Annotated in this window: 17 protein-coding genes; 9 read left to right on the top strand and 8 right to left on the bottom strand. The window is 36.2% G+C overall.

What is annotated here, in order from left to right:
• The first annotated feature begins 537 nt into the window (after positions 1–537).
• Together HNP25_RS06625 and HNP25_RS06620 are read left to right on the top strand one after the other, a co-directional pair.
• Positions 538–1,419: a helix-turn-helix domain-containing protein gene (locus HNP25_RS06625; protein ID WP_184132224.1), complete on the top strand. Its 882-nt coding sequence runs from the start codon at positions 538–540 to the stop codon at positions 1,417–1,419.
• 151 nt (positions 1,420–1,570) lie between these two features.
• The gene (locus tag HNP25_RS06620; protein ID WP_184132221.1) at positions 1,571–3,091 is read left to right on the top strand and encodes a gluconokinase; all 1,521 of its coding nucleotides are present in this window, start codon (positions 1,571–1,573) and stop codon (positions 3,089–3,091) included.
• A 46-nt stretch (positions 3,092–3,137) separates the two neighbouring features.
• On the opposite strand, the gene HNP25_RS06615 is transcribed toward HNP25_RS06620, so the two are convergent.
• Both HNP25_RS06615 and HNP25_RS06610 read right to left on the bottom strand, forming a co-directional pair.
• Positions 3,138–3,371, bottom strand: coding sequence for a hypothetical protein (locus HNP25_RS06615; RefSeq protein ID WP_184132219.1), 234 nt, complete (start codon positions 3,369–3,371; stop codon positions 3,138–3,140).
• A 133-nt stretch (positions 3,372–3,504) separates the two neighbouring features.
• Complete coding sequence (locus HNP25_RS06610) at positions 3,505–4,134, bottom strand: 3-keto-disaccharide hydrolase (protein WP_184132216.1); 630 nt, start codon at positions 4,132–4,134, stop codon at positions 3,505–3,507.
• Positions 4,135–4,515: 381 nt separating this feature from the next.
• On the opposite strand from HNP25_RS06610, the gene HNP25_RS06605 reads away from it, so the two are divergent.
• The 3 genes from HNP25_RS06605 (at position 4,516) to HNP25_RS06595 (ending at position 7,648) form a co-directional block, all read left to right on the top strand.
• Entirely contained in the window at positions 4,516–5,895 is a 1,380-nt protein-coding gene (locus HNP25_RS06605; RefSeq protein ID WP_184132213.1) for a cytochrome ubiquinol oxidase subunit I, read from the top strand.
• 38 nt (positions 5,896–5,933) lie between these two features.
• Positions 5,934–6,968: a cytochrome d ubiquinol oxidase subunit II gene (gene cydB, locus HNP25_RS06600; RefSeq protein WP_184132210.1), complete on the top strand. Its 1,035-nt coding sequence runs from the start codon at positions 5,934–5,936 to the stop codon at positions 6,966–6,968.
• Positions 6,969–7,177: 209 nt separating this feature from the next.
• Positions 7,178–7,648, top strand: a complete 471-nt coding sequence (locus tag HNP25_RS06595; protein ID WP_184132207.1) for a hypothetical protein — start codon at positions 7,178–7,180, stop codon at positions 7,646–7,648.
• 156 nt (positions 7,649–7,804) lie between these two features.
• On the opposite strand, the gene HNP25_RS06590 is transcribed toward HNP25_RS06595, so the two are convergent.
• Together HNP25_RS06590 and HNP25_RS06585 are read right to left on the bottom strand one after the other, a co-directional pair.
• On the bottom strand, positions 7,805–8,758 hold the full coding sequence (locus tag HNP25_RS06590) for an SGNH/GDSL hydrolase family protein (protein WP_184132204.1): 954 nt from the start codon (positions 8,756–8,758) through the stop codon (positions 7,805–7,807).
• A 12-nt stretch (positions 8,759–8,770) separates the two neighbouring features.
• Positions 8,771–11,476, bottom strand: a complete 2,706-nt coding sequence (locus tag HNP25_RS06585; RefSeq protein WP_229202807.1) for an alpha-L-rhamnosidase — start codon at positions 11,474–11,476, stop codon at positions 8,771–8,773.
• 633 nt (positions 11,477–12,109) lie between these two features.
• On the opposite strand from HNP25_RS06585, the gene HNP25_RS06580 reads away from it, so the two are divergent.
• Both HNP25_RS06580 and HNP25_RS06575 read left to right on the top strand, forming a co-directional pair.
• Positions 12,110–12,742 (top strand): hypothetical protein, encoded by a 633-nt coding sequence (locus HNP25_RS06580; RefSeq protein WP_184132201.1) that lies wholly within the window; start codon positions 12,110–12,112, stop codon positions 12,740–12,742.
• A gap of 383 nt (positions 12,743–13,125) precedes the next feature.
• A complete protein-coding gene (locus HNP25_RS06575; protein ID WP_184132198.1) occupies positions 13,126–14,301 on the top strand; it encodes an ATP-binding protein in 1,176 nt (391 codons plus the stop codon).
• Positions 14,302–14,673: 372 nt separating this feature from the next.
• Here the strand turns inward: HNP25_RS06575 and HNP25_RS06570 are convergent, their stop codons facing one another.
• Positions 14,674–17,088: a TonB-dependent receptor gene (locus tag HNP25_RS06570; protein ID WP_184132196.1), complete on the bottom strand. Its 2,415-nt coding sequence runs from the start codon at positions 17,086–17,088 to the stop codon at positions 14,674–14,676.
• Between the two features lie 692 nt (positions 17,089–17,780).
• Positions 17,781–17,975: a hypothetical protein gene (locus HNP25_RS06565; RefSeq protein ID WP_184132194.1), complete on the bottom strand. Its 195-nt coding sequence runs from the start codon at positions 17,973–17,975 to the stop codon at positions 17,781–17,783.
• A 119-nt stretch (positions 17,976–18,094) separates the two neighbouring features.
• On the opposite strand from HNP25_RS06565, the gene HNP25_RS06560 reads away from it, so the two are divergent.
• Both HNP25_RS06560 and HNP25_RS06555 read left to right on the top strand, forming a co-directional pair.
• The gene (locus HNP25_RS06560; protein WP_184132191.1) at positions 18,095–19,237 is read left to right on the top strand and encodes a hypothetical protein; all 1,143 of its coding nucleotides are present in this window, start codon (positions 18,095–18,097) and stop codon (positions 19,235–19,237) included.
• 444 nt (positions 19,238–19,681) lie between these two features.
• Positions 19,682–20,029: a DUF3024 domain-containing protein gene (locus HNP25_RS06555; protein ID WP_184132188.1), complete on the top strand. Its 348-nt coding sequence runs from the start codon at positions 19,682–19,684 to the stop codon at positions 20,027–20,029.
• Between the two features lie 187 nt (positions 20,030–20,216).
• Here the strand turns inward: HNP25_RS06555 and HNP25_RS06550 are convergent, their stop codons facing one another.
• Both HNP25_RS06550 and HNP25_RS06545 read right to left on the bottom strand, forming a co-directional pair.
• Complete coding sequence (locus tag HNP25_RS06550) at positions 20,217–21,743, bottom strand: RagB/SusD family nutrient uptake outer membrane protein (protein WP_184132185.1); 1,527 nt, start codon at positions 21,741–21,743, stop codon at positions 20,217–20,219.
• A 63-nt stretch (positions 21,744–21,806) separates the two neighbouring features.
• Positions 21,807–25,127 (bottom strand): SusC/RagA family TonB-linked outer membrane protein, encoded by a 3,321-nt coding sequence (locus tag HNP25_RS06545; RefSeq protein WP_184132182.1) that lies wholly within the window; start codon positions 25,125–25,127, stop codon positions 21,807–21,809.
• Between the last annotated feature and the right edge of the window lie 26 nt (positions 25,128–25,153).

Here is a 25,153-nt window from a genome sequence, read left to right as displayed (position 1 = left end):
AAATACAATAATCAGTAAGTTTATAACGTATAATACTTCAATGCCATCAAACAAAATATTTTTTATGTCAGGCTAAAATTTTTCACCAAAACGCCAAATACCCCCAGTTGCGAATTAGGAATTGTTTTGTCCGTTGAAAGACGATTATCCACGAATACGAATTTTACTTGTTCCCATTCGCCAACACGATTACTTGGGTTGGTAACTATTTTTAACTTCCAAATCCTGAGCACTTGAGGTAAATGAGCAAAGTATCAAAGCCAAATACAAAATGCTTCTGACTTTAATACTTTGGGAATCGGTTAAACAGATTAATCTAAGTTATTTCATAGTTAAATAATTTGGGGATAAGAGTTTAAGTATAATATAGTTGTGTTTTTGATTGTATTCTGTATTAGATGACACAAATTTGCATAGTTATTTCAAGAAAAACTTTCATTTTTTTACAGCGGTGATTTTTGTAATATTGTAATAAATAATTGACCTACTTTTACAAAAAATCTAGTGCATAATGCTATTCATTATTCCATAAACCTGATGAGTCAATTTATTCTGTACCAAGGAAAGGCGAAGGAATTATCATATTTCCCGTACATTATTGAGTTTGCCAATTATAAAATCCAGAATATTCAGCTTAATTCCCACGAAATAAAAGCAAGTGAAGGCATCAAAATTTGCTTAATTGTAGATGGGAAATTTGATTGGAATATTGATGGCCAACCTTTTTTACTTTATCCAAACGATGTTTCGCTTACTTGTTCATGGCAGACAATCGGGAGTAGTAAAGGTGCTTACGACATCGGAGCGTTGATGTGGATTACCATAAAACCCCTTCACTTTGAAGCCAATGGAGAATTGGTTTTGGGTGAATGGAGTAGTATATCTGAAACTGACCAAAGAGTAATCGGTAAAATACTTTCGTTGAATAAAAAACCTGTTCTTACTCGTTTAAAAGCTTGCCAACAGATTTTTCAAAATATTGAAGTAGAATTATTCGCTAAAGAATTGGGCTACAGAACTCGTGTAAACCATTTAATTGATGAATTATTGATTACAGCGGTACGCCATTTGAGTAAACAGGATAACCTCAGGCGAGATTTCCCACAAACATTTTTGAAATTGGAGCAAACTCTTCGTGAAAATTTATCATATCCTTGGTCGGTTGAAGAAATGGCTGGTTTAGTAGGTTTGGGAACAACTGCTTTTAGTGAAAAAGTAAAAGCAGTTTCGGGCTTTTCACCTTTAAATTATCTTATCAATATTAGGATTTCAGAAGCCATTAAATTATTAAGTAGAAAAGATTTAAGTTTGACGGATATTGCTTTGGAAACAGGGTTTTATTCCTCTCAGCATTTTTCATCAACCTTCAAAAAACTAACAGGCTACACGCCTCGGGAGTTTAGAAAGAATACAGATTAGCTGTCAGCTATGAGCTATCAGCCTTGAGCTTCTTTTTATTGCAGACATAAAGCTCAAAGCTCATTGCTCAAGGCTGATAGCTGAAACCAATTTTATAAACTTAAAAAAGCTCAAAGCTAATAGCTCACGGCTCATGGCTTAAACAATAACTATGGATTGCATCATTACCATCGACATCAATACTTCTGCTGTTAAAATTCATGCTTTTGATATGAATGGGCGAATGCTTAGCTGGAAAAAAGGTTCTTACCCAACCTTTCATCCACAGCCAGACTATAGCGAACAAGACCCTGAACAGATTTTTATCACTACGCTTTATATTCTAAAAAATTTATTGAATGAGTACATTCATCCTAAAAAATATAAAGTAACGGCAATCTGTTTTAGCTCGTCGATGCACAGTGTTTTGGCGGTTGATAAAATGGGAACTCCACTTGGAAATGCTATTATTTGGGCAGATAATCGTGGCATAAAAGAAGCAGAAGCCTTAAAAAAACATCCTAAAGGCGAAAATATTTTCAATACAACAGGAACGCCAATACATCCGATGTCACCGATTGTAAAAATAACTTGGCTGAAAAACCATGACCAAGTACGTTTTGCACAAACATATAAATTTATTTCGCTGAAAGAATACGTCATCAAGCAACTCACTGGCGAATACGTTGTAGATCATAGCATTGCTTCATCGACGGGGCTTTTTGATATTCATCAACTCAAGTGGAATCAAGATTCTTTAGATTTTGCAGGCATTACTGCCGACCGACTTTCAGAACCACTTTCGGTTTTCAATACCAATTTATTCTTGAAAAAAGAGTATTGTTTTACTTTAGGTTTGCCCGCCAAAACCACTTTAATTATCGGTGCAAGTGATGGTTGTTTGGCAACTTTAGGTGCTGGAATTGTAGGTTCTGGAAAGGCCACCATTACCATTGGCTCAAGTGGTGCTGTGCGTGTGGCTGGAAAAGAAGTATTGAAAGATAAAAAGAATCGCTTTTTTAATTACCTCTTAGCAGAAGGCTATTATGTTTCGGGTGGACCAACCAATAATGGCGGAGTAGTTTTTGAATGGTTTGCACGCCAATTCGGTGATTTTTCAGAAGATTTAGATTTTGAAGATGTCGTTAATGATTTATTCAAAGAAGCGGCTCAAGTAAAAGCTGGGGCTGAAGGTTTATTATTTTTACCTTATTTGCTTGGCGAAAGAGCTCCACTTTGGAATGCAAACGCCCGTGGAATGTACTTTGGCTTAAACATCAGCCATGAACGGAAACATTTTGTGCGTGCTACCCTTGAAGGAATTCTTTTTGAAATGTACAGTATCGGAAAAATCCTTGAAACACATAGAAATTTCGATAGCATTTATATCAACGGAGCTTATGCGTCTTTGCCTTTGTGGACACAAATTTTGACTGATATGTATGGAAAAACCATTCACGTCAACGACCATCATGATAGCGTAGCTTTAGGAACAGCTTTATTGGGACTTACTCAATTAGGCGTTTATAGTAATTTGGAAGCGGCGGCTTCTACCGTAAAATCTGTGGAGACTTATCAACCCAATCCTAAAAATCACGAAATTTATATGAAGTACTTTGAGATTTTTGAAAGATTAAGCCACAAACTAAAAGATGAATTTGAACAGATTGTAGCATTACAGCAAGGTATTTAATGACAAAGTGCTCGTTTCAACAATGGTTAGAACGAGCACTTAAATTTTATTCAGCCTTCGTCAAGTACTTATTAGAAACTAAATCTGCTAAAAAAGCCCCGTAAGAAAGCGTGCTAATTTTTGAGCCACTTGATTTTAGATGTCTATTAGCGAAACTCACCATAAATTCTAAAGTTGTTTGATTAGCTGGAAATTGCAATCCATTACGAAAAGCAACAATAATATCTGGAAAAGTTTCTCCTTCAAGCACTTCTCCGCTTTGTGTTAAATACTTCATCATAGTTAATTTTAATTATGTTTTAGAAACTGTACGACAAACTTAAGACTCTAAAGGCAAGTTTCAAAGCCAAAAAAGGTGTAAGATATTTCTACCTTACACCTTTTTTGAAAAATAATGAAGTACCAATTACTGCTTACTCCAAAATCTTAATTGTAATATCCTTAAAATAAGCGACACTTTTAGGGTCATGTCCTTGCAATGCAATTGTGCCTGAGCTTAGTTTTTTCAAACCACGGTCGGCAGGAAGAGTATCTGGTTCGGTATAATCAACCGCTACTTTATCGTTTATTTTGATGATGATTCTTTTGTCTTTCACAATGATATGATACTCGTACCATTCGTTGTCTTTCGCCAGATTTTCTTTCACATCGTTGACGCCATACAAACTCCCAGTTTTACGCCAGTCGCTATGCGTTTGGTTTACTTGTACTTCATAACCTTTTTGGGGCCAGCCAGAAGCTTGATAAGCGGTATGAATAAAAATACCTGAATTTGAGCCGGGTAAAGTTTTTGCCTTTAATTTCAATTCAAAATTCTTAAAGTCGTGTTTCCCAACAGTTCCTTCATAAAATAAATGAGTGCGTTCGCCCGCTACTTTTATCGTTCCATCTTCGATAGAAAATGTACTTGGGTTTTCCTCATTTACTTTCCAGCCAGCAAATGATTTTCCATCAAAAAGTGAAACCCAACCTTTTTCTTTTTTCTGTGAAAAAGCAGTTTGAATTGATATGAACAATAACAGCAATAATGATATTTTTTTCATGTTTATATTATTTGGTTTCCTTCGGCAGGAATGAATTGTTTTATTGAATCGCTAAAGTACGAATACATTTTGGCTATAAATGTTTAAAATGAACGGGTGAGTATTTATAGGGTAATTTTTTCTTGTTGGACATAGAAGAATAAATCACCCCACTCCGTGTTCTGTGGCACACAGAACACAATTGCCTGTGCCACAGAACACGGGGTAAATCACCCAATAAGTACTAATAATTATATATTTTCTTGAGTCTGTTAAACTTACCTAGTTGATGATAAAATCTTGCAGAAATAAGGCAAAAAAATACTTAATTTTTTAGGTATTTTAAGGTAGAAATGACGCTCCGTAGCTTACATTTGAGGAATAATCTTATACCCTCAGCTCATGGATAATGTAGAAATACTCTCTCGGATTCAGTTCGCTTTTACCATTGCTTTTCATTATATCTATCCGCCATTAAGTATTGGTCTTGCCTTAGTGATGGTCTGTATGGAAGGTCTTTATTTAAAAACAGGCGACAAAGTTTATGAACAATTAACCCGTTTTTGGATTAAGATTTTTGCCTTGATTTTTGGTATTGGTGTCGCCACTGGTATCGTAATGGAATTTGAATTTGGTACCAACTGGGCTTCTTACTCTCGTTATGTAGGTGACATTTTTGGTTCGGCTTTAGCCGCAGAAGGTATTTTTGCTTTCGCTTTAGAATCTGGCTTTTTAGGAATTTTAATTTTCGGTTGGAATAGAGTAAGCCCAAGAGTACACTTTTTTGCCACCATCATGGTTACTTTGGGTTCAATGTTTTCAGCTGTTTGGATTGTCGTCGCTAACTCTTGGCAACAAACGCCAGCGGGTTATCACATCGTTGGCGAAGGTTTAAAAGCAAGGGCTGAAATTACAGATTTCTGGGCAATGGTTTTCAATCCATCTTCTGTTGATAGATTATCACACGTTTGGATTGGTTCATTTTTGGCAGGTTCGTTTTTGGTGCTGAGCGTTCATGCTTATTATTTGTACAAAGAACGTCATGTAGCACTTTCTCGCAAAGCTTTTAAAATCGCTTTGACGGTAGCAACAATTTCAGCATTAGCACAATTATTCACTGGTCATCATTCAGCCGATGGCGTAGCCAAAAATCAACCAGCCAAATTAGCGGCTTTTGAAGGACATTATGATAGTTCAGCCGTGGCAGATATGTATTTATTGGGTTTTGTTGATACTAAAAAAGAAGAAGTAACAGGGCTGAAAATTCCGAAAGGCTTAACTTTTTTACTTCACCAAGATTTTACTACTCCTGTAAAAGGACTCAGGGCCTTCCCAAAAAAAGACCGACCAACAGCCGTAAATTTTGTTTTTCAGACTTATCATTTAATGGTGGCAATCGGGATGGCGTTAATTGGACTTACTTTATTGGCTTCTTTTTTATGGTATAAAGGTACTTTGTTCAATCAAAAATGGCTGTTTAGAATTTTCTCATCTTCGGTTTTGTTACCGCAATTGGCGAATCAATTAGGCTGGTACTCTGCCGAAGTCGGACGACAGCCGTGGGTAGTTTATGGCTTACTGAGAACTTCAGATGCACTTTCTAAATCTGTAAAGGCAAATCAAGTTTGGTTTTCACTCATCATGTTTACGGTTATTTATGTGTTACTCTTCATTTTGTTTATTTACTTACTCAACAAAAAGATAAAACACGGCCCAAGCGATCATCATGAAAAAGATGAAATTATAGATTCGTCCAAACGGAATAATCCAATTTTAGACTAAACCTCTCTTAAACCTTAAACTCATAAACTCAGAAGCTTATGGCTACTTTTTTAGGAATAGATTTGCCCACATGGTGGTTTGCCGTTATCGGAGCGGTTTTTACAGGTTATGCCATTTTAGATGGTTTTGATTTAGGAGCAGGAGCGATTCATTTACTTTTCAAAAAAGAAGAAAGCAGAAGAATAGCCCTTAACGCCATTGGCCCTGTTTGGGATGGCAACGAAGTATGGTTGGTAATTGGTGGCGGAGCGTTATTTGCAGGTTTTCCAGAAGTATATGCCACGTTATTATCTGCTTTTTATATTCCCTTTATGTTGTTTTTGATGGTATTGATTTTACGTGCCATTGCCATAGAATTCAGAAGTAAAGAAACCATGCTTTGGTGGCGACAACTATGGGATATTGTTTATTCGATTTCAAGCATGATGATTGCATTTCTATTGGGCGTTGTATTAGGAAACCTTATTCAAGGCATTCCGATTGATGAGAATTTTGAATATCAAGGTGATTTTGTACAATTATTGAATCCCTACGCCTTGCTGACGGGTTTAACGACTTTGGCTTCATGTACGATGCACGGTTCAATATATTTAGTAATGAAAACCGAAAAAAGACTTTATACCAAATTATCAATTATGGTAAGTGATACCAGTCGCTTTTTTGTGGTTTGTTATATTTTACAAACGATGGTAACATTGGTTTATTTTCCTAATATGTCAGCTACATTCAAAGCCCATCCTACTCTTTTTGCTGTGCCTTTGATTACGGTTTTGATTATCATTAACACCAGAATATTATTAGAAAAAGGCAAATATATGTTGGCTTTTATGTCGTCTGCTTTTACGATGGCATCCCTTTTGGTGACGGTAGCGATGAACTTATTTCCAAAAATCATCCATTCAACCATCAATCCTGCTTACTCAATTACCATTTATAATGGAGCTTCTTCTGAAAAATCGTTGTCAATTATTTTACTCTTCGCCGCAATTGGCGTACCGATAGTAGCCACTTATACTTTCTTTGTATTCTGGACATTTAAAGGGAAAGTAAAATTGGATGAGAGTTCTTATTAGGATTTAGTGAGTTGTGAATTAGTGATTGAGTGTACTCTCACTCATGGCATGAAATAGATTGTTTATAGTCAAAATAATTCGATAAATCATGTCATGAGTAATGAAATACTACGAAATTTGAAATAAAATTTTAGGTTTGATTATCCATTTACGAATACTTCTATGATTAAAATGTCATTTTTGATATTGTCAATAAATACACTCATAATATGAAAAGATTTTTGCCTGCTTTAATTTTACTATTTGGGGTTACTATTTGTAATGGACAGTCCATTAGTAAGAAAGATAGTCTTTTGATAATGAAAGCATTAAACAATGTTTTTAAAAACTTTAAAAATCCTGACTTTGTAGAATTCCAAAAAATATCCACAAAAGTAATCTATTGCATTATATGCGAAGATTCCAAAAACTCAAAACTTGGGATTTATGACCTAAAGAGAAATGATTTTTTCAATAAACATCTAAAAGCTATCAAGAACTCCGAAAGTTGGAAAAGAGCTTCAAAGTCTAAAGAAATAATACTCTATAAACAAAATAGTAGGCGTGCTGACGTAATTGCTTTTTTAACAACATGGAAAGCCAATGAATATGCTCTTGGACATGAAGGAGCACAACTTGGTATTTACTTTATAAAGGAGAATGGGGTTTTTAAGTTTTCAGGCTTAGAAACCATACCATAATTAAAATGTAGATAAGTAGTTTAAAGTTATCAAGCTAATTTCAATTTTATTGGAGAAGACAAGGTATAAGGAAAACGGCAACCACAAGGGTTGCCGCTACACGATATTTTAGACGAGGACAACTCCTCACTCCGCATTCAAAACTCCAAACTTCTCTCACTTCAGCATTTCCCTAATTTGTACTTCCAATTCTGCTGCTTTGCTTTGTGCTTCTTCCAAAGGCAAACCTTTATTCATTTCTGGACGTGAATGTCCGATATTCGTTAGCCAAGCGTCTTTTAAAATATTTTGTCTTTCAGTAATCAATTTCATAAAAGCATTGGGATTTTCAATATTGCTGAGTGTTGCTTGAATCGTTCCTGCTTTGATGATTTCTTTTGCTCCTAAGTGCATCAAAATGCTTTTTGCCATAATCCAATGCCCTGCTTCGGCTGGATGAACGCCATCATTTGCTAAAGCAAAAGAGGTTTCAAATCCCAATTTTTGGTCTAATCTGCGGTGTGCTTCCAATACTCTTTGCATCGGATAATGCACATCTATTACTTCCCATTTTTCTTTTTTGGCTTGTTCTATCAACCAATTTGAATACACATCTAAGACATCGGAATAGCCAATTTTCTTGCCTTTTACTTCATCATAAATGGGTGGCGTAAGGTGGATAATTTTTGCTCCAGAAGCCACTACTTTGTCGTGCAACCATTGAATGCCATCTTTAAATTTCTGAAAACGGACTAAATCTAAAGGTAAATAAATGCCGTCGTTCATGCCGTAAGAGGCAAAAACTAAATCAGGTTTTGTTTTTGCTAATACTCTTGACAGGCGTTCGTGTAAATCTGGTCGGGGAAATCTTCCGTCGGCATGACCCTCTTCCGACAGTCCCGAAACGGTTTCACTGGGCAAACCAACATTGATAAATTCAATCTTTTGATTGGGAAAATGTGCGATACAATAAGCCTCAATGTCATTGACATAATTGCCTGCATAAGTAATGCTATTGCCCAGAAACAATACTTTTTTAACTTCTGGTTTAAACAATGGCTGTGGTGCTACTTGTGCAAAAGCAATTGATGCTACAAAAATAAGGAATAGAGAAAGAATACTTTTTTTCATGTTTTGGTTAATTTACTGAATCTCGAACTGGTAAGTTCCTGCTGATAATGGGTTAATTTTTAATTGCTTATGCGTAATGGAAATACTTTTTTCTGCTACCGAATACTGCTTTTGAATATGCTGATTAGTTTTTACATTTAGCAAAACCGTAGCCGTTGCATTGGCAGGAATGGTGATTGTATAGACAATCTTCTCTCCTACCCTTTCCCATGAAGAAATAATTTTACCTTGTGGACTATCATGCGAAGCTTCAAAAGCGTTTAAATTTTCTACAAAATTAGGTTCTAAAATGATATTTTTAAAACCTGCCTGCGAAGCATCAGGTTTGATTCCCCCGATACCTTTGTACAACCAAGCTCCAATTTCACCAAACATGATATGATTCATTGAAATATCACTTTGGGCATCAATCGGCCAGTTTTCAAAGAGTGAAGTTGCACCGTTGGCAATCCACCAGCCCCAAGAAGGAAAGGTTTCTTGCGAAGCGATTTTATACGCTACATCGGCATAACCATTTTCACTTAAAGCATTCAAAATGGCTTTTGTACCCAATAAACCTACATCTAAATGATTGTTGTCGGCTTCTACTCGCTTGGCTAAATTTTCGGCTACTTTGGCTTTTAATTCTTCTGGTACTAATCCCCAATACAGCGGAACGCTTAGTTCTGTCTGGAAGCCACTTCCGTAAATGCCTGTTGTTTTGTTGAGGTACTTGTTGTTGAAAGCTGTTTTTATCTTTTCTGCCAAAGCTGAATACTTTTCATAATCGGCGGTTTTACCAAATAATTTGGCGGTTTTTGCCAAGATGCTGGCATCTACAAAATAGTAAGCCGAAGAAGTTAATTCAACAGGTGATTTTGATTTGACAGGCACCCAATCGCCCAAGCCCCAAGTCGTTAATCCGTTTGGACTAATGGATTCAATATGATTGACATAGCGTTTGAGGTTTTCGTAATTGTCTGCCAAAATCTTGGTATCGCCATAAAACAAATAGATATTCCAAGGAATAATGGCGATGGTACTTGTCCAGTCTGGGCCATTTCCCCATTCATAACCCCAACCATCGGTAGGAATAATAGAAGGCAAAACGCCATTGGCTTGTTGTTCGTCACGGTGGTCGGCGAGCCATTTTTCGTAAATCGTAATGCCGTCAAAATTGTATAAACCCGTTTCGCTGGCGATATGAGCATCGCCCGTCCAACCGTTTTTCTCCCTTTGCGGACAATCGGTCGGATAACCAAATAGATTCGACAAGTAAGAAACATTCGTAGCCGCCCAAATTTTATTAATCGTCGGATTTGAAGTAGCCACATTTCCAACCACAGGCACATCGCTGTGTATAAAATAGCCCGAAAGACTTTCTTTCGTCAATTGAATCGGCTGCGAACTCGTCACTTCTACATATTGAAAACCCTTATAATTGAAATGTGGCATAAAACTTTCTTCGCCTTTTCCCGAAAGTATAATGATGTCCGTTTGGAAAGGGTCTTTATCATCCGTCGGGCGATAATGTACATCAATATTCGACAAATCCGCTCTTCCGTTCGGGTATAATCTTTCTGAATGTTTCAAACGTAAAATCGTTCCTGCTTTGCCCGAAACTTTAATTTTACTTACGCCCGAAATGTTTCTGCCCAAGTCAAAAACAAAAGTCGTATCGTTGATTTTATTCAAACTTTTACTCGGAATTTCTTCTACATTTCTAATCGGATGCAAAGCCTGAGCGACGATATTATTAGAAGGGGCAGTTCTGAAAATTACTTCTTTCCATTGCTTATCATCAAAATTAGCTTTGTTCCAATCAGCTTGCTCCAGTCGGGCATCGTAATGTTCTGCGGTATAAATACTGTTGAAAATAATCGGACTCAAAGCCGTTTTCCAATCCTTGCCGGTGGCAATTACTTCACTTGTTCCATCGGCATATTTTACCCGAATATCCATGCAAAAAGTGGGACGACCACGCCAAGGGGCTTCATGAAAATACCAAACGGCTGTCGATTGATGATTGTACCAACCATTGCCCAAGAGTACGCCAATGGCATTTTTGCCTTTTTGCAATTGCTTCGTCACATCGTGCGTCACATACAAAGTACGTCTATCAAAACGAGTGTACATCGGGTCGAGGCGGTGACTACTGATTTTTTCACCATTGATATACAATTCATACAAACCAGCCACGGCAATATAAGCACGTGCCGAAACGATTTTCTTGTTGCTCTGAAAACTCTTTCTAAAATAAGGAGCAGGCTTGGTATTTACCTCCCTCGAATCGCTAATCCAAGCACCTTGCCAATTGCTCATGTTCATCATGCCCGTTTCAAAAGTAGCAATGTCAGAAGTTGTCGTTTGTCCATCTTTATCCCAAATCTTTACACGCCAAAAGTATTTAGTAAAAGCCTGTAAAGCCTTGCCTTGATAGCTCACTAAGGTTTGGGCTGTATTTTTTTGACCCGTATTCCATTCATTCGCTACTCCTTTGCTCAAAGCCAAGGAATCGGTACTGACTAAAATCTGATACGCCTTTTGTTTTGCCCCTTGTCGAGCATCCGCCAACTGCCAAGTAAAGCGTGGCGAAGGTGCATCAATTCCCAAAGGATTGACCAAATACTCACATTTCAAAGCCCCAACCTTGCAAGGCGTATTGCCCAAAATACCTTGACCAAGTAATACAAAAGCAGATAAAATACAAAGACGCATTAAGGAAAATGGAAGGTTCATGGCAGTTGATGATTAAATCTAAATAAATGAGCAGGGAAATTACGGCGGAAAATATTAGAAGCTATTCTCTTTTGTGGGTTAAATTTCTTCCTGCAACTTGCAGGAAGGAATTATCATTCGATGTTTTGCTCCTGCAATTTGCAGGAAGGAATTATCATTCGATGTTTTGCTCCTGCAACTTGCAGGAAGGAATTATCATTCGATGTTTTGCTCCTGCAACTTGCAGGAAGGAATCATCACCCGATGTTTTGCTCCTACAACTTGCAGGAAGGAATCATCACCCAATGTTTTGCTCCTGCAACTTGCAGGAAGGAATCATCACTCGATGTTTTGCTCCTGCAACTTGCAGGAAGGAATTATCACTCGATGTTTTGCTCCTGCAACTTGCAGGAAGGAATTATCATTCGATGTTTTGCTCCTACAACTTGCAGGAAGGAATCATCACTCGATGTTTTGCTCCTACAACTTGCAGGAAGGAATTACCGTATAATAAATTCTAAGTAATAAAGATGCTTTGGATTTTTATGTTTAGGGTTAATGTGATACTTTTAGAGGAAAGTTTAACTATTTTACAATACAAAAGATGCTACAAAATTTTGCTAAATAGAGAGATAAATGTAGCTATATTTAAATATGCTTGAATATCAAACCACACGTGGAGAAGTAATTGAAAAAGGAGTATCCTTAGAAGCAGGAATTTCAGGACTTATTGGAATGCTTTTGGACATAGATGTAGAGAATTCTCTCTCATTAGGTAGTAAAAATACCTCTTTAAGTCTAAACGCTAAAGTAAACTTGCTAAGTGATTTAAAATTTGTACCCAAAGAAATTATATGGCAATTTCAGACGTTTGCTGAAATTCGGAATAAATTTGCACATGTTCAAAGTGTAGACTCATTTGTAAAGTGCTTTGAAATTCTTGCAGATAAGAAAAATAAATTTATTAAAACATTCGGTGGAAATATTGGAGATGAAGTTGAAGAAGAGGTAAAGTTATCTGTATGCTTTTCCTTTTTGTGTATGAGTTTAGGGCTATGGTTAGACTTAATTTTAAAAAAAACAGTTTTTAATAAGGAGCAGGACTTTAAGAAAGTTGTTGTAGTTGAAACGTTAAGAAACTTCTTTAAAATTCCTGAAGATCAAAAAGACATTGTAAAAAAGCAATTAATGTGGGTAGATAAGTTAATACAAGATATTGAAGTTGACAATGATTTTGTAGAATCTATTGAACACGTGAGAAAACAAATTCAAAATAAAGGTGAATAATTATGATTGTAAGTTAATCCCCTTCGCTGTTCAAAGTCTTCTTTAGAATTGAACGATAAATAAAATGCAGACGCTGTCTGCAAAGCGAGTAATTGTTAAGGGAAACAACACCAAGAACAAAAGTCCCGATAGGGACAATATATCGGTAGAAAACCACAAGACCATTTCCAAAACATAGTTCCGTAGGAACGAAATATACCGTTCCGACGGAGTATTGAATTTTCCTACTTATCAAATCTTATTGAGCTTACAAAGACCAACCAATGCTGTTGGCAAAGGATTTTTATCTTGTTTTTCACACTTTTGGAATTACAAGAAATTTTTGGCAATTATTCGTACAAATCTAAATTTAATTTTTAGATTTGTACGAATAATATAAAAATATGATTACGAGAAGTATTCAAACAGAGATATTAGAAAGTTTATCTTACTTACCTGCTGTTGCTATTTTAGGACCAAGGCAAGTTGGTAAGACGACCTTAGTAAAAAGTTTAATGACTAAATTAAATAAACCCTCAGTTTATCTTGATTTAGAATATTATGTTGACCAAGATAAGCTTAAAGTTGCCCCAGATTTGTATTTTCAAGAACATGAAAACGAGATTGTCATTTTAGATGAGATTCAAAGGATGCCAGAATTGTTTCCTTTACTCCGTTCGATGATTGACAAAAATCGGCAGGCGGGTCGTTTTATTTTGTTGGGTTCGGCATCACCGTCTTTGTTGCGACAAAGCTCTGAAACTTTAGCAGGAAGAATTATTTATATAGAAATGCAAGGACTTCATTATCAGGAAATTGCTCCTAATATTTCTTATCAACAACATTGGTTAAGAGGTGGATTTCCTGATGCTTTATTAGCTCCGAACGATAAAATGGCGGATTTTTGGTTCAGAGGTTTTGTCCAAACTTATATCGAACGAGATTTACCTAATTTGGGTTTGGCTGCTTCGCCTGAATTAATGAGAAATATGCTTCGTATGCTTACAAATCTGCAAGGAGGAATAGTGAATTATACGAATCTATCAGACTCACTTAATATTTCTCAGCCGACAGTAAAAAGCTATATTAATTTTCTGGAATCAGCTTTTTTGATACGTACTTTGAAACCATATTTTACAAATATCAGTAAACGATTGGTGAAATCTCCTAAGTTTTTTTTCAGAGATACAGGTATTTTGCATCATTTAATGGGTATTCAAAATCTTGAAGGGCTGCATGGTAATATTGGCATTGGGAATTCTTGGGAAGGCTATGTTATTCAACAAATTATCGCTAATCTAAAAAGTGATGTTGAGCCTTTTTTTTACAGAACAAAAGACAAAGCCGAACTGGATTTGGTTCTGGTGCAAAATACTCATGTAAAAGTTACGATAGAGATTAAATATGGAAATTCGCCCAACATTAGCAAAGGCAATACACTGGCAATAGAAGACCTTGGAGCAAAAATAAATTTGATAGTTACTCCTCAAGCAGATGACTATTGGTATCGTTCAAACCTAAGAGTTTGTAATATTTCAACGGTATGGCAATACCTAAGAAACGAAGGTTTATTAAATTAATTCATCAGTCCCATAATTAATAAGTAAAGCATCGCTTGTACTTTGTATGAAATATTTCTTTTGAAACTGAAATGATTGAAAAGTCCAAGCCACAAACTTGAGCAAGTAAGGGAATTAAATCATTGACAATCAATAGGGACAATATATCGGTAGAAAACCACAAGACCATTTTCCAAGCATAGTTCCGTAGGAACGGTATATTTCGTTCCTACGGAACTATGAGCAAAAAATGTAGCCTTTCTTGGGCATTTAAAATTCATCATCTCAACAAAGCGGAATTGTAGTTGAGTAAGGATATAGAAGCAAAAAAGCTCAGAAACGAATTTCTGAGCTTTTTGCTTTCTAATGAAATTATTTCTGACTGAATTTTATTTAGAATTTAAAACCAGCACTCACATAAAGTGTTCGTCCATCGGCAGGTAACAGTCCAGGACCAGGGTATCCGCCTGCTCTGCGAGTAAAGTAACGGGCATCGCTGAGGTTATTGATTCCTGCTTTTAGGTTATAAAATTTCAAGAATTTAAAACTTGCCGACACATCTTGTACTTGATAGGCTGGTATCAAACCTGTGGTAGCTGTGGCATTAGGTACGGTTGTATTGCTGGCATCAGCATAAGCTTGCCCGATGTCGCTCAATTGCCAAGTGATAGAAAAACCTTTTTTAGCGTAAGTAACTCCCCAACGGTTGATATGCCTTGGTGCATTTTCTACCTGTTTTCCAGCTAAATTTCCTTCTACGATTTGTCCATTTACTACCGATGTCGTTTTAAAATCTTGGTAAGTAGCGTCTATGTAAGCAATAGAAGCAAAAAAGGATAATCGACCGAAAGCCGATTGTTTGAAAATGGCCGTAATTGGGTCAAATTCGATGTAGCCCTCAAAGCCTTGGCTTACTGAGCGTCCTAAATTACTGCGAAACTGATAAGTGCCTCCAGTGGCATTAGTTCTGCTAATTGTACCGATGCGGTTGTTATAACTCAAGTAGAAATAGTCGAGGTCGAATCGCAAGAAATTTTTCACCTTACCTCTGTATCCCAAGTCGAAATTATAGCCTCGTGCATCTTGCAAATTTTCGTCGATTACGTCTGTCGTGGCTGGAGGCGTTAGGTCAGAAATAAGCACAGGGCGATATGCCTGCGAAATATTGGTATAAAACTCTGTTTGCGGACTCACATGGTATTCTGCTCCTGCTCCCAACAAAAAGAAAGTACGGGTACGAGTAATAGGGCTTAAAATTGCATTGGTACTATTGAGTTGTCCTTCCATTTTCGACTCAATATGTTCTATTCTTGCACCAGCCGTTATCAAGAATTTTGGACTAAACCGTATGATATTTTCAACAAAAGCTGCCTGATTTGTATTTGTAAAATCAAGATTTCGAGAAAAATCACCTTCTGCCAAATTAAAATCCATCTGGCTATTAGCCGTACCTTTACCGAGTTGCTTACGGTCAATATGTCCCCTAAAATAGCGTAAACCAGTAGCCAATGTATTGTTGAACCCCCATATTTTATAGTCGGTCAGTAAGCGTAATTCTGTTCCGAGGGTTGTGTAAAAATCACGATCCACTTGTCGATTGCTACTTAGATTGTCGGTTGTATTAATAGCTGCTACATTACCCACACTGTTACGTTCGGCTATGGTAGAAAAAACTTTCCAGCTTAATTTTGTTTTGCTATTAAACACATATTCGGCGTGTATCGACGGAATAAACCATGGCGTACTGAACCAATTGCGGCTTCTTAGACTTTGTCTTGGATCTTGTGCAAACTGTACATCGGTTAGCCCACCTGCCTGCTGAAGGGCTGTGTTCATGTAAGTGGCATCAAACCCTATTTTAAGTTTGTTGCTAAGAGCATAGCTGAGTTCTATATGAGCGTGGTCTGTATTAAATTGGCTATTTTCTCGCCAGCCATTGCCAAGGCGTTTTTGGTAATAGGCAGTATAGCTCAATCGACCTTCTGTGCCGCCTACGTAATTGAAGCTACTAAATAAGCCATTACTACCTACTGTATTTTGTGATTCTACTGTGATACGGGTTGAAATATCGGGTTTACGAAGCACAAAATTGAGTAATCCTCCAAATTGTGAGCCATATTGTAGCGAAGAAGCCCCTCGCACAAGTTCTATTTTCTCGACAACCTCCATCGGTGGTGTATAATATGCCTCTGGATAGCCCATTGGGTCAGGCGTAATGTCATAGCCATTCATACGGATATTAAACTCCCAAGACCTGTTAGGGCTAAGTCCTCTCGATGCTATACCTAACTGCACCCCTGAACCATCGTTTTCCCAAATCGAAATCCCAGGCGTGCGACTAAATATTTGTCGGCTGTTGTTCATCGCTAAATTAGCATTCAAGTGAGCCAATTGTATCACCTCATTTTTTTTAGCCGCATTAATGCTAAACCCATCTACCTCAGCCAAATGCTCGTTACCTTTGAGCATTCCATTAGCTGTTACAGCTACATCTTGTAACGTTTCGCTAAACTCGTTTAATACAAAACTTGCCTCTTGTTCAGTAGCTGTATTAAGGGTTTTCTCTTGGGTTTTATAGCCCACACTCGAAACCACAACGGTATAAACTCCAGGGTTTAAAGAATTGATGGCATATACTCCATTGGTATTCGATTGCACACCACGGACAGTTCCTTTCAATACTACACTTACACCAGCTAAAGGATTGTGATGCTCATCTGTAATTTTTCCAGTAAGACTAGATTTTTTTTGACTAAATAGAGAAGTTTGAATAATCAATAATACCGCAATCGTATTAAGAAGTTTCATGTTTTAAAGAATTGTTTTAAGTAAAAGAAGTTTCAAAACAAGTAAAAAATTGATTGTTAATACATTAAAAGAAAAAGATAGCTTTATAGATAAGATAAAAAACTACAACTTTGCCTTTTATGATACTTGCTGATGCAAAGTTAAGTAAGGAATTATAAGTATGTTATTTTTATTTAGAATAATTTCAAATAAAAATAGTGTATAATATGTGATCAGATTTTTTGTAGCAAGCTTGTTGTTAAGTCTTTTTGTTAGGGTTGTTACTATTGAAGGCAATGACACTCCTGCAATTCCTGCCTTTAAAACAAGATATGCGGCTTGATTTTCATTAAATCACGTGATAAATTCTAAATTCCCCCTACTAGTTCAAGTGAGGCTTTAGCCAATAAGATATATCTATAAATCTTCTAAAGTAAGAATATCAATTCTTAAAGGAGGGTAACAAATTTGATTGATAATATTTTCTTTGAGGAAGTCTTCTTTCTGAAATCGTAGTAATGAAAAGTCAAATTCTGTCAAAACTATCAACATTTTATTGGCATTAATTTCTGAAATGTTAATCCAAATATCTAAATCTCCTGTATAGCTTAGTTAGCCGTGAAATGCCATTGCGTATCCTCCAACGGCTAAGTACTCTATTAGGTGTTGATTCAATAGAGATATAAAATCTTCAAAGTCTGGTTCAAGGGGCATTACTTCATTATTTTTTGAGAAGAAATAGTTTTATCCATTCTTTGAAAGGTTTTTAGATTTCGATTCACCAAAAACGTAACCGCAGCTAAACGTTCTTGAGGTGTCTTGCTCAGCCAAAAGCTAAAATCTTCAAGAGACTGATTACTATTTTTCAAATCAGTTTGGTTAAAAACCATCGCTATTTTTCTTCTCATAATTACTTATATTTGATGAACAAACATAAAAAATTAACCACGCTGTTTCAAACCTTACTTACTTTCGGTTTCAAAGTCAGCCTTCAAATTATTCTAAACACACATAAACAACCATCACAATGAAAAAATACCTTTTAATCCTTTCCTTATTGATTGTCAATTGTACTTTTGGACAAAGCAAACAAGCCCTTACGGACGAACAAAGACTCAACAAATGTATCGCTGAAAATACCAATCACTTTACTTTCGACGGACAAAAACCTGATGGAAAAGGATGGACAATTCTTGAAAATCTTTTTGCAGAAAATCAATTTGTTGCTTGGGGAGAGTATCATAATTCGCCAATGCTTTCTCAGCTGACAAGCTTTGCTTTGGAAAGTGCTTCAAAAAATGGCTATAAAACTTGGTGTGTTGAAACAAGTCCCTTTGCAGCATCAGAATTAATGAAAATTGCTAAAACCAGTAATCCTTTGGAAACAATTTTAAGTTTTTCAAAAGAGAATCATATCAGACCTACTTTTCCTTTTTTTGAAAGTAAGGAAGACATCCAAATGCTACAAACTGCCAGCAAATTGAATTATACAATTTGGGGAATCGACCAAGAATTTCAAATGACATTTCCGTATTGTATTAACCAACTGTATAGTGGCGTTCCGAGTTCGTTGAAACAACAGTACAAACCCGTTGCCGACAGTCTATTGGCTAAATGGTGGATGCCTAAAGGCAAGCTCTTGGATAGTTTAGCGAAAGTAGTGAAGTCACCAAGTTTAAAACAATTAGCCAATGAAATTAAAATTTCAAAAGAGATTTATTATGAAGGTGACAATGCCAAAAGAGCAAGCCTGATGAAAAGTAATTTCTATCAATATTATGATGCCTTGAAGACTAAAGATGAAAAAATATTCTTCAAAATGGGAAGTAATCATTTAGCCAAAGGAATGAATTTGATAACAAAAGTTTACGATATTGGAAATGCTATTTTTGAAATAGCAGAACATAACAAAACTAATTTTGCCAATGTGTATTGCATGGTAAGATATACCACTGAAAAAGGCAAAATCATTGATGATTTTGAAAGTGATGACAATGAAAATCCCAAAGTATTTTCAAAATTATATGATAAAGAAAAATGGGTTTTGGTAGATATAAGAAGTATCAGACGGAAAATTGTCTATGACGGTTCGCTAACAATGGATACGTATCGTTTAATTGAAAAGTATGATTTTGTGTTAGTTTCATCGGAGATTATGAAGGAGAGATAAACCCACTAAATGCTTGTCAATCAATAGTATTTGGATTAATTTCAACCCTATTGATTGATGAAATACCACCAAGAACAAAAGTCCCGATAGGGATAACATATCGGTAGAGAACCACAAAACCCATCTCCCAATCATAGTTCCGTAGGAACGTAATATACCGTTCTTACGGAACTATTCGTATCTTTAGCAAAACATTTCTACTGATATTTTACTCCTACGGAGTATTTTGGTTTATTCGTTATTAACCTAATAGTACAAGTGTTAAACAAAGCATCACTTTACTTATAAAAATATTACTTTTGAAACTAAAATGATTGAAAAGTTCAAATCACAGGATTGAACCAGTAAGTGGCGACATCAAAAATACAAAATAATCTAAATGACTAGATTGTGCTCGCCTACGGAATAAGCATTAGTATATTCGTAAACAAAAAATAATTAATAATGGCTATAGACATTTTAAAGACCGTTGACATAATAGAGATTATGGTGAACTATTTGGAAGAAGTTCGCCCTCCAGAAGAGATAAGAAAGCAGTTGGATTTTGGTTACCAAATAGAAGACCAAAGTGTAATACTTACTGAGATTCGCCCCTTTTGGGATAATCCGACTGAGTATGCAGAACGTGGTTTTGCAAAAGCAACATTTATTAAAAGTAAAAATGTTTGGAAAATATTTTGGCTAAGAGCAAGTCTTAAATGGCAATCATACGAACCGAATCCTGAGGTTTCAACGTTAGATGAATTTTTAGAAATAGTTGATGAAGACAAATATCATTGCTTTAAAGGTTAGAAACACTAATGTTGTTGATATTTATCATCTAACAAGAGCTAAACACTGTCAAGGGAGAATCCTAAATCATTGGAATTATTAGCGATATTTCCCTAACGAAATTTGGGTTAACACTAAGGTATAGCCTAAAACAAAAAAGGAGATTGACGCAAATTGTCAATCTCCTTTTTTGTTGAAACTAATTATTTTAATATCCTGTATTCTGATACATTTTTGTTGGATTCAATTTGTATTCATCAAATGGAATTGGGAATAGATAATCTTTCAAACCAAAGTTTGATACTTTAGCCGTTCCGTAATCTGCTTGTGGTTTACTTTGAATATAAGTAACCAATTCTGTTGGCGTAAAGAAACGAAGTAAATCAAACCAACGGTGGTGTTCAAAAGCTAACTCAACTCTACGTTCGTGAAGAATTGCCAATTTCAAAGTTGGATACTTTGCTGCATATTCAGCATTGTTTTTCATTACTTCATAAGTAGATAATTTGGCTCTTTCACGCACTTGGTTCAAGAATTGAATTGCAGTTGCTTCATCGCCTAAGTACATATTTACTTCTGCCAACATCAAAATCACATCAGCGTATCTAATTAAAGGCCAGTCGTTTCCGCCATAACCCGTAGCTCCAGCCAAAGCACTTACATCTCTGAATTTAGTAATGTACCAATCTTTTACGGTAGCATCATTTGCATATTTTATCGAGAAATCTTTACGTAAATCATTGATTTCGTATTCTTTCACTAAATCTTGTTTTACATTTCCGCCTACGCCATTACTTGGTTTTAGCGAATTCGTTGTTTCACCTTTTGCTTGGTTATTCGCAGCGATTGAAGATGAATACGTGATATCGCCTTGTTTGTTAACAATCTGGAAAATGATTTCAGCATTTGTCGATTTTTTAGTCACATCAAATACATCTACATAAGGAATATCCTTTAAAGCTGTAAAGGTTTTCATGTTATAAGCCGCTGTCAAATATGTTTTTGCATTGGCTAAATTACTGGCACGATTCGCTTGGTCTAATGTAGTTGCCATTGTTAAATATACTTGTCCCAACAAAGCATTAGCTGCCGCTTTTGAAACTCTTCCTTTTTCAGAAACAGGTTGATGGTTCGGTAAGCCACTTGCTACTGCTTCTTTTAAATCAGTAATAATTTGTTCGTAAACTTTCTCTTTTTTCTCACGAAAAGTATTTGCAATTATATCATCAGTTGTATTTAATTGCTTCGTTACCAATGGCACATCGCCCCATTTTCTTACCAAATGAAAGTAAATCAAACCACGAACGAATTTCACTTCAGCATTATAAATATCCTTATTAGCTGGCGTAGTAAATGTTACTTTATCAATGTTTGAAGTAACTTGATTACAACGAGCGATAGTTTGATACAACGAAAGCCAATGACTTTTTAAATTTGTATTACTTGGTAAAATCGCAAAATCATTGAATTGAAAAGGCTCACCAGCATTCGACTGGTTATCATTTCTACCTGCATCGTCAGAACGTTCGTCGGTATAAAGTCCGCTATTTTCGCCAATATTATTTCCACCACGAAGCGATTGATACACGCCATTTACCGCTTGAAGTACGTCGTTATCTGTACGGAAATAATCTGAAGCGGCTACTGAATTTGGGTCTGTTTGTAGCACAAAATCATCGCTACAGCTTGCAAGGGCTGTCGCCAAAACAAGTAATGTTATTAATTTCTTTATCATTTTTTTGAATATTATTTAATTGAATTTCAGGATTTTATGTTGACTAATTCCTGAAAAATTCATTTAGAATGTCAATTTTGCACCAATGTTATAAGCTCTCATCAAAGGATATTTCCCGTAATCAACACCCGGAGTAAGGTTTGCACCATTGTTATAATCTACTTCTGGGTTGTAGCCTTTGTATTTTGAAATGGTGAAAGCGTTATCAATTCCTATATAAATTCTAGCATTGGAAACTGATTTTTGCTTGCCTAACCATTTTGTTGGAACAGTAAAGCCCATGGTTAGATTTGTACAACGTAAGAATGAACCATCTTGCAAATAGAAACTTGAAAGACGAGTACTGTTACTTTGCGTACCACCACGAGATGCACGATAAACGGTTCCGTCGCCAGGTTCTGCTTCTGAGCGATAACGATTTACAACCGAAGCATACTGATTTCCAGAACCTTCCATGTTATAAACATAATAATCTTGTCCGTCGAGTACTTGGTTGCCATAAGAACCATTGAAAGAAGAACTTAAATCGAAGTTTTTATACGTAGCAGAAAGAGCAAAACCATAAGTAAACTTAGCGTAAGGAGTTCCGATTACGGTTTTGTCTAAATCGTTTACTACGCCGTCGCCATTTACGTCTTCAAAATAGAAGTCTCCCGGTTTCAAAGGGTTACTTGAAGCAGTAGAACGTGCTGGACCTTTGATTTTATAATCTTTTGGAAAAGATTGCGTTGCTGCATTATAAACCAAATTGTCTGCCGCTAAATTATCCATGTCCGACTGGCGAACCATTCCTTTTACTTTGAAACCATAGAACATACCAATTGGCTGACCTTCTTGCGTCGTGTGTGTGATATACGAACGTTCAGCACCTGCACTGAAAATGGCATTAGCACCGCCAAGGTCTAACACTTTGTTGCGGTTGATTGAAATATTACCACTTAAATTTACTTTCAAGTCGCCAGTCTGAATCAAACGAGTATCAATCTGGAAATCCCAACCTTTGTTTTGTACTTTAGAATTTCTAAGGTTTGTTAAGATGGAAGACGCACCAGCAACAGCCGAAACTGGTTGATTAAATAATAAATCTGAAGATTCAGAAACGTAATAATTCGCCATTACAAAAACACGGTTGTTGAACAAACCAATGTCTGTACCAAAGTTGACTTGAGAAGTAGATTCCCATCCTAAACGCTGGTCACGAATATCGTTTGGATATACCGCAGATTGAATTGTTCCATTGCCAAAAACGACTCCTGTGGGGCTTGACATCGTCTGTAAATAATTATAATTACCGATGTTATTATTACCGCTTAAACCCCAGCTTGCACGTAATTTGATAGAAGTTTGCTCGCCAAATTTTTCTGTATAGAATGGTTCTTGCGAAAGATTCCAACTAGCAGAAACAGAAGGAAAATCCCCCCAACGATTCAAAGGGCCAAAACGAGAAGAAGCATCACGTCTGTACGAAGCCGTTAAGAAATATCTTTCTTTATAATTATACCCCAAACGAGCCAAGTAAGAAAGTAAAGTAGCTGTAGATTTCCCTGTAGCACCATTCAATGTAAATAAAGTTGCATCTGCACCTTTTGCTGTAATTTCTTCAATTCTATCGTTTTGGAAACCTTTTGCCGTTACGCTAATTACATCAATATCTAATTGTTGTGCCGTGTAACCTGCCAAAGCATTGATACTGTGCTCGCTGAATTTTTCATTATAATTCAACGTAAACTCAGCCAATTTATCCATTTCTGATCTTGTTTGAGCTACAGCATTTGCTGCCGCAATTGACTGCGGTGAACCCGGAGGGTTTGCTCCATTACTCAATGAAGTTGGTAAATAAAACTCATACTTTTCGTTATATGTTTGTAAACCAACATTCACTTTAGCTGCCAAACTTGGCAAAATTTGATAAGTAGCATTTCCACTAAAAGTACCACGAACGCCTTTTCTTGAAATATGTGTTTCGGTTGCTAAAGCAACTGGGTTTTCAAGGGTTTGATAAGCGTATAAAGATGACTTTGCAGCCGCTTCGTTTTTCTTTAAACTTCCATCTTCGTTATATGCAGCAAAAAATGGCATATAAATCAAAGCACCAAGAATTGGACCTTGGTTAAAACGTCCTTCTTGTACTTCACGGTTTTCGTTGGTCGTCATGGCTAAGTTTCCTGAAACCCTGAGTTTTTTACTTACCTGACCATCAATATTTGCACGAAAATTAATACGCTCTTGTTTAGTACTTTTAATAATACCTGGCTGATTCAAATATCCACCACTGATGGCATAACGAGTAGAAGAATTTCCACCAGAAAAAGATAAATTATGGCGTTGTGCTAAAGAAGTTTGATATAATTCATCTTGCCAGTCGGTATTAATAGTTGGTTTAATTAATTTTTGTGAAGCAAAATCGTAAAATTCAGAAGGAATACTTACAGATGAAGCATTACCAACTTTTGAAACTCTGGTCGCATTGTCGTCCGAAAACATGGCATCATTCCAAGTTTTCCCTGAATTCACAATTAAATCACGATATGAATTATTATGACCATCGATTAATAATTGTGCAAATTGCTCAGAATTTAACAACGCTACTTTTTTACTCAACTGATTCAAACCATATTGAACATCGTATTGAAATTGACCAGTTCCTTCTTTTCCTCTTTTAGTAGTAATCAAAACAACACCACCCGAAGCTCTTGAACCATAAATCGCCGCCGAAGCAGCATCTTTCAAGATGTCGATAGATTCAATATCGTTTGGGTTGATAAATACATCATTACCAACAGGATAGCCATCCACAACATAAAGTGGGTCTGAACTGGCATTGATTGAACCAACACCACGCACACGAATTTTTGTGCCTACATAAGGTGCACCACTTACTTGTGATATTTGTACACCTGCTACTTTTCCGACTAAGGCTTGTCCAACAGTGGGTGTTGTAAGGTTTAATTCTTTTGCTTTTACGCTAGAAATCGCCCCAGTTACGTCACTTTTACGTACTGTAGAATAACCAATGGCTACTACTTCTTGCAATTCTTGTGAATTTTCAAAAAGCAGTACGTTGATTTGTGAAGATTTCCCTACCAATACTTCTTTCGATTCATAGCCTACAAAACTGAAAACCAAGGTATTTCCTTCGTTAGAAACAATTGAATATTTACCTTTTGAATCTGTTACCGTTCCTTTTTTCGCCGTTTTGTCAAAAACGTTTACCCCTGGCATTGACTCACCCGCCTCATTCGTTACCGTACCTGTTATTGTGTTTGCCACTTGTTTTTGCTGTGTAAAAGCAGTTGCTTTTACTGTACCGATTGTCTGGGTACCAGCCATTACAATTAACAGCAGGGCTCTTAGCCAAAGCTGTTTTTGTACTTGTTTTTGCATTTTTTTGTTGATTATTTATTGAAATT

Source organism: Arcicella rosea, from assembly GCF_014204325.1.
GTDB classification, from domain to species: Bacteria; Bacteroidota; Bacteroidia; order Cytophagales; family Spirosomataceae; genus Arcicella; species Arcicella rosea_A.
The sequence above is the reverse complement of the archived record's forward strand: the minus strand, read 5'-3'. Positions and strand labels throughout refer to the sequence as shown.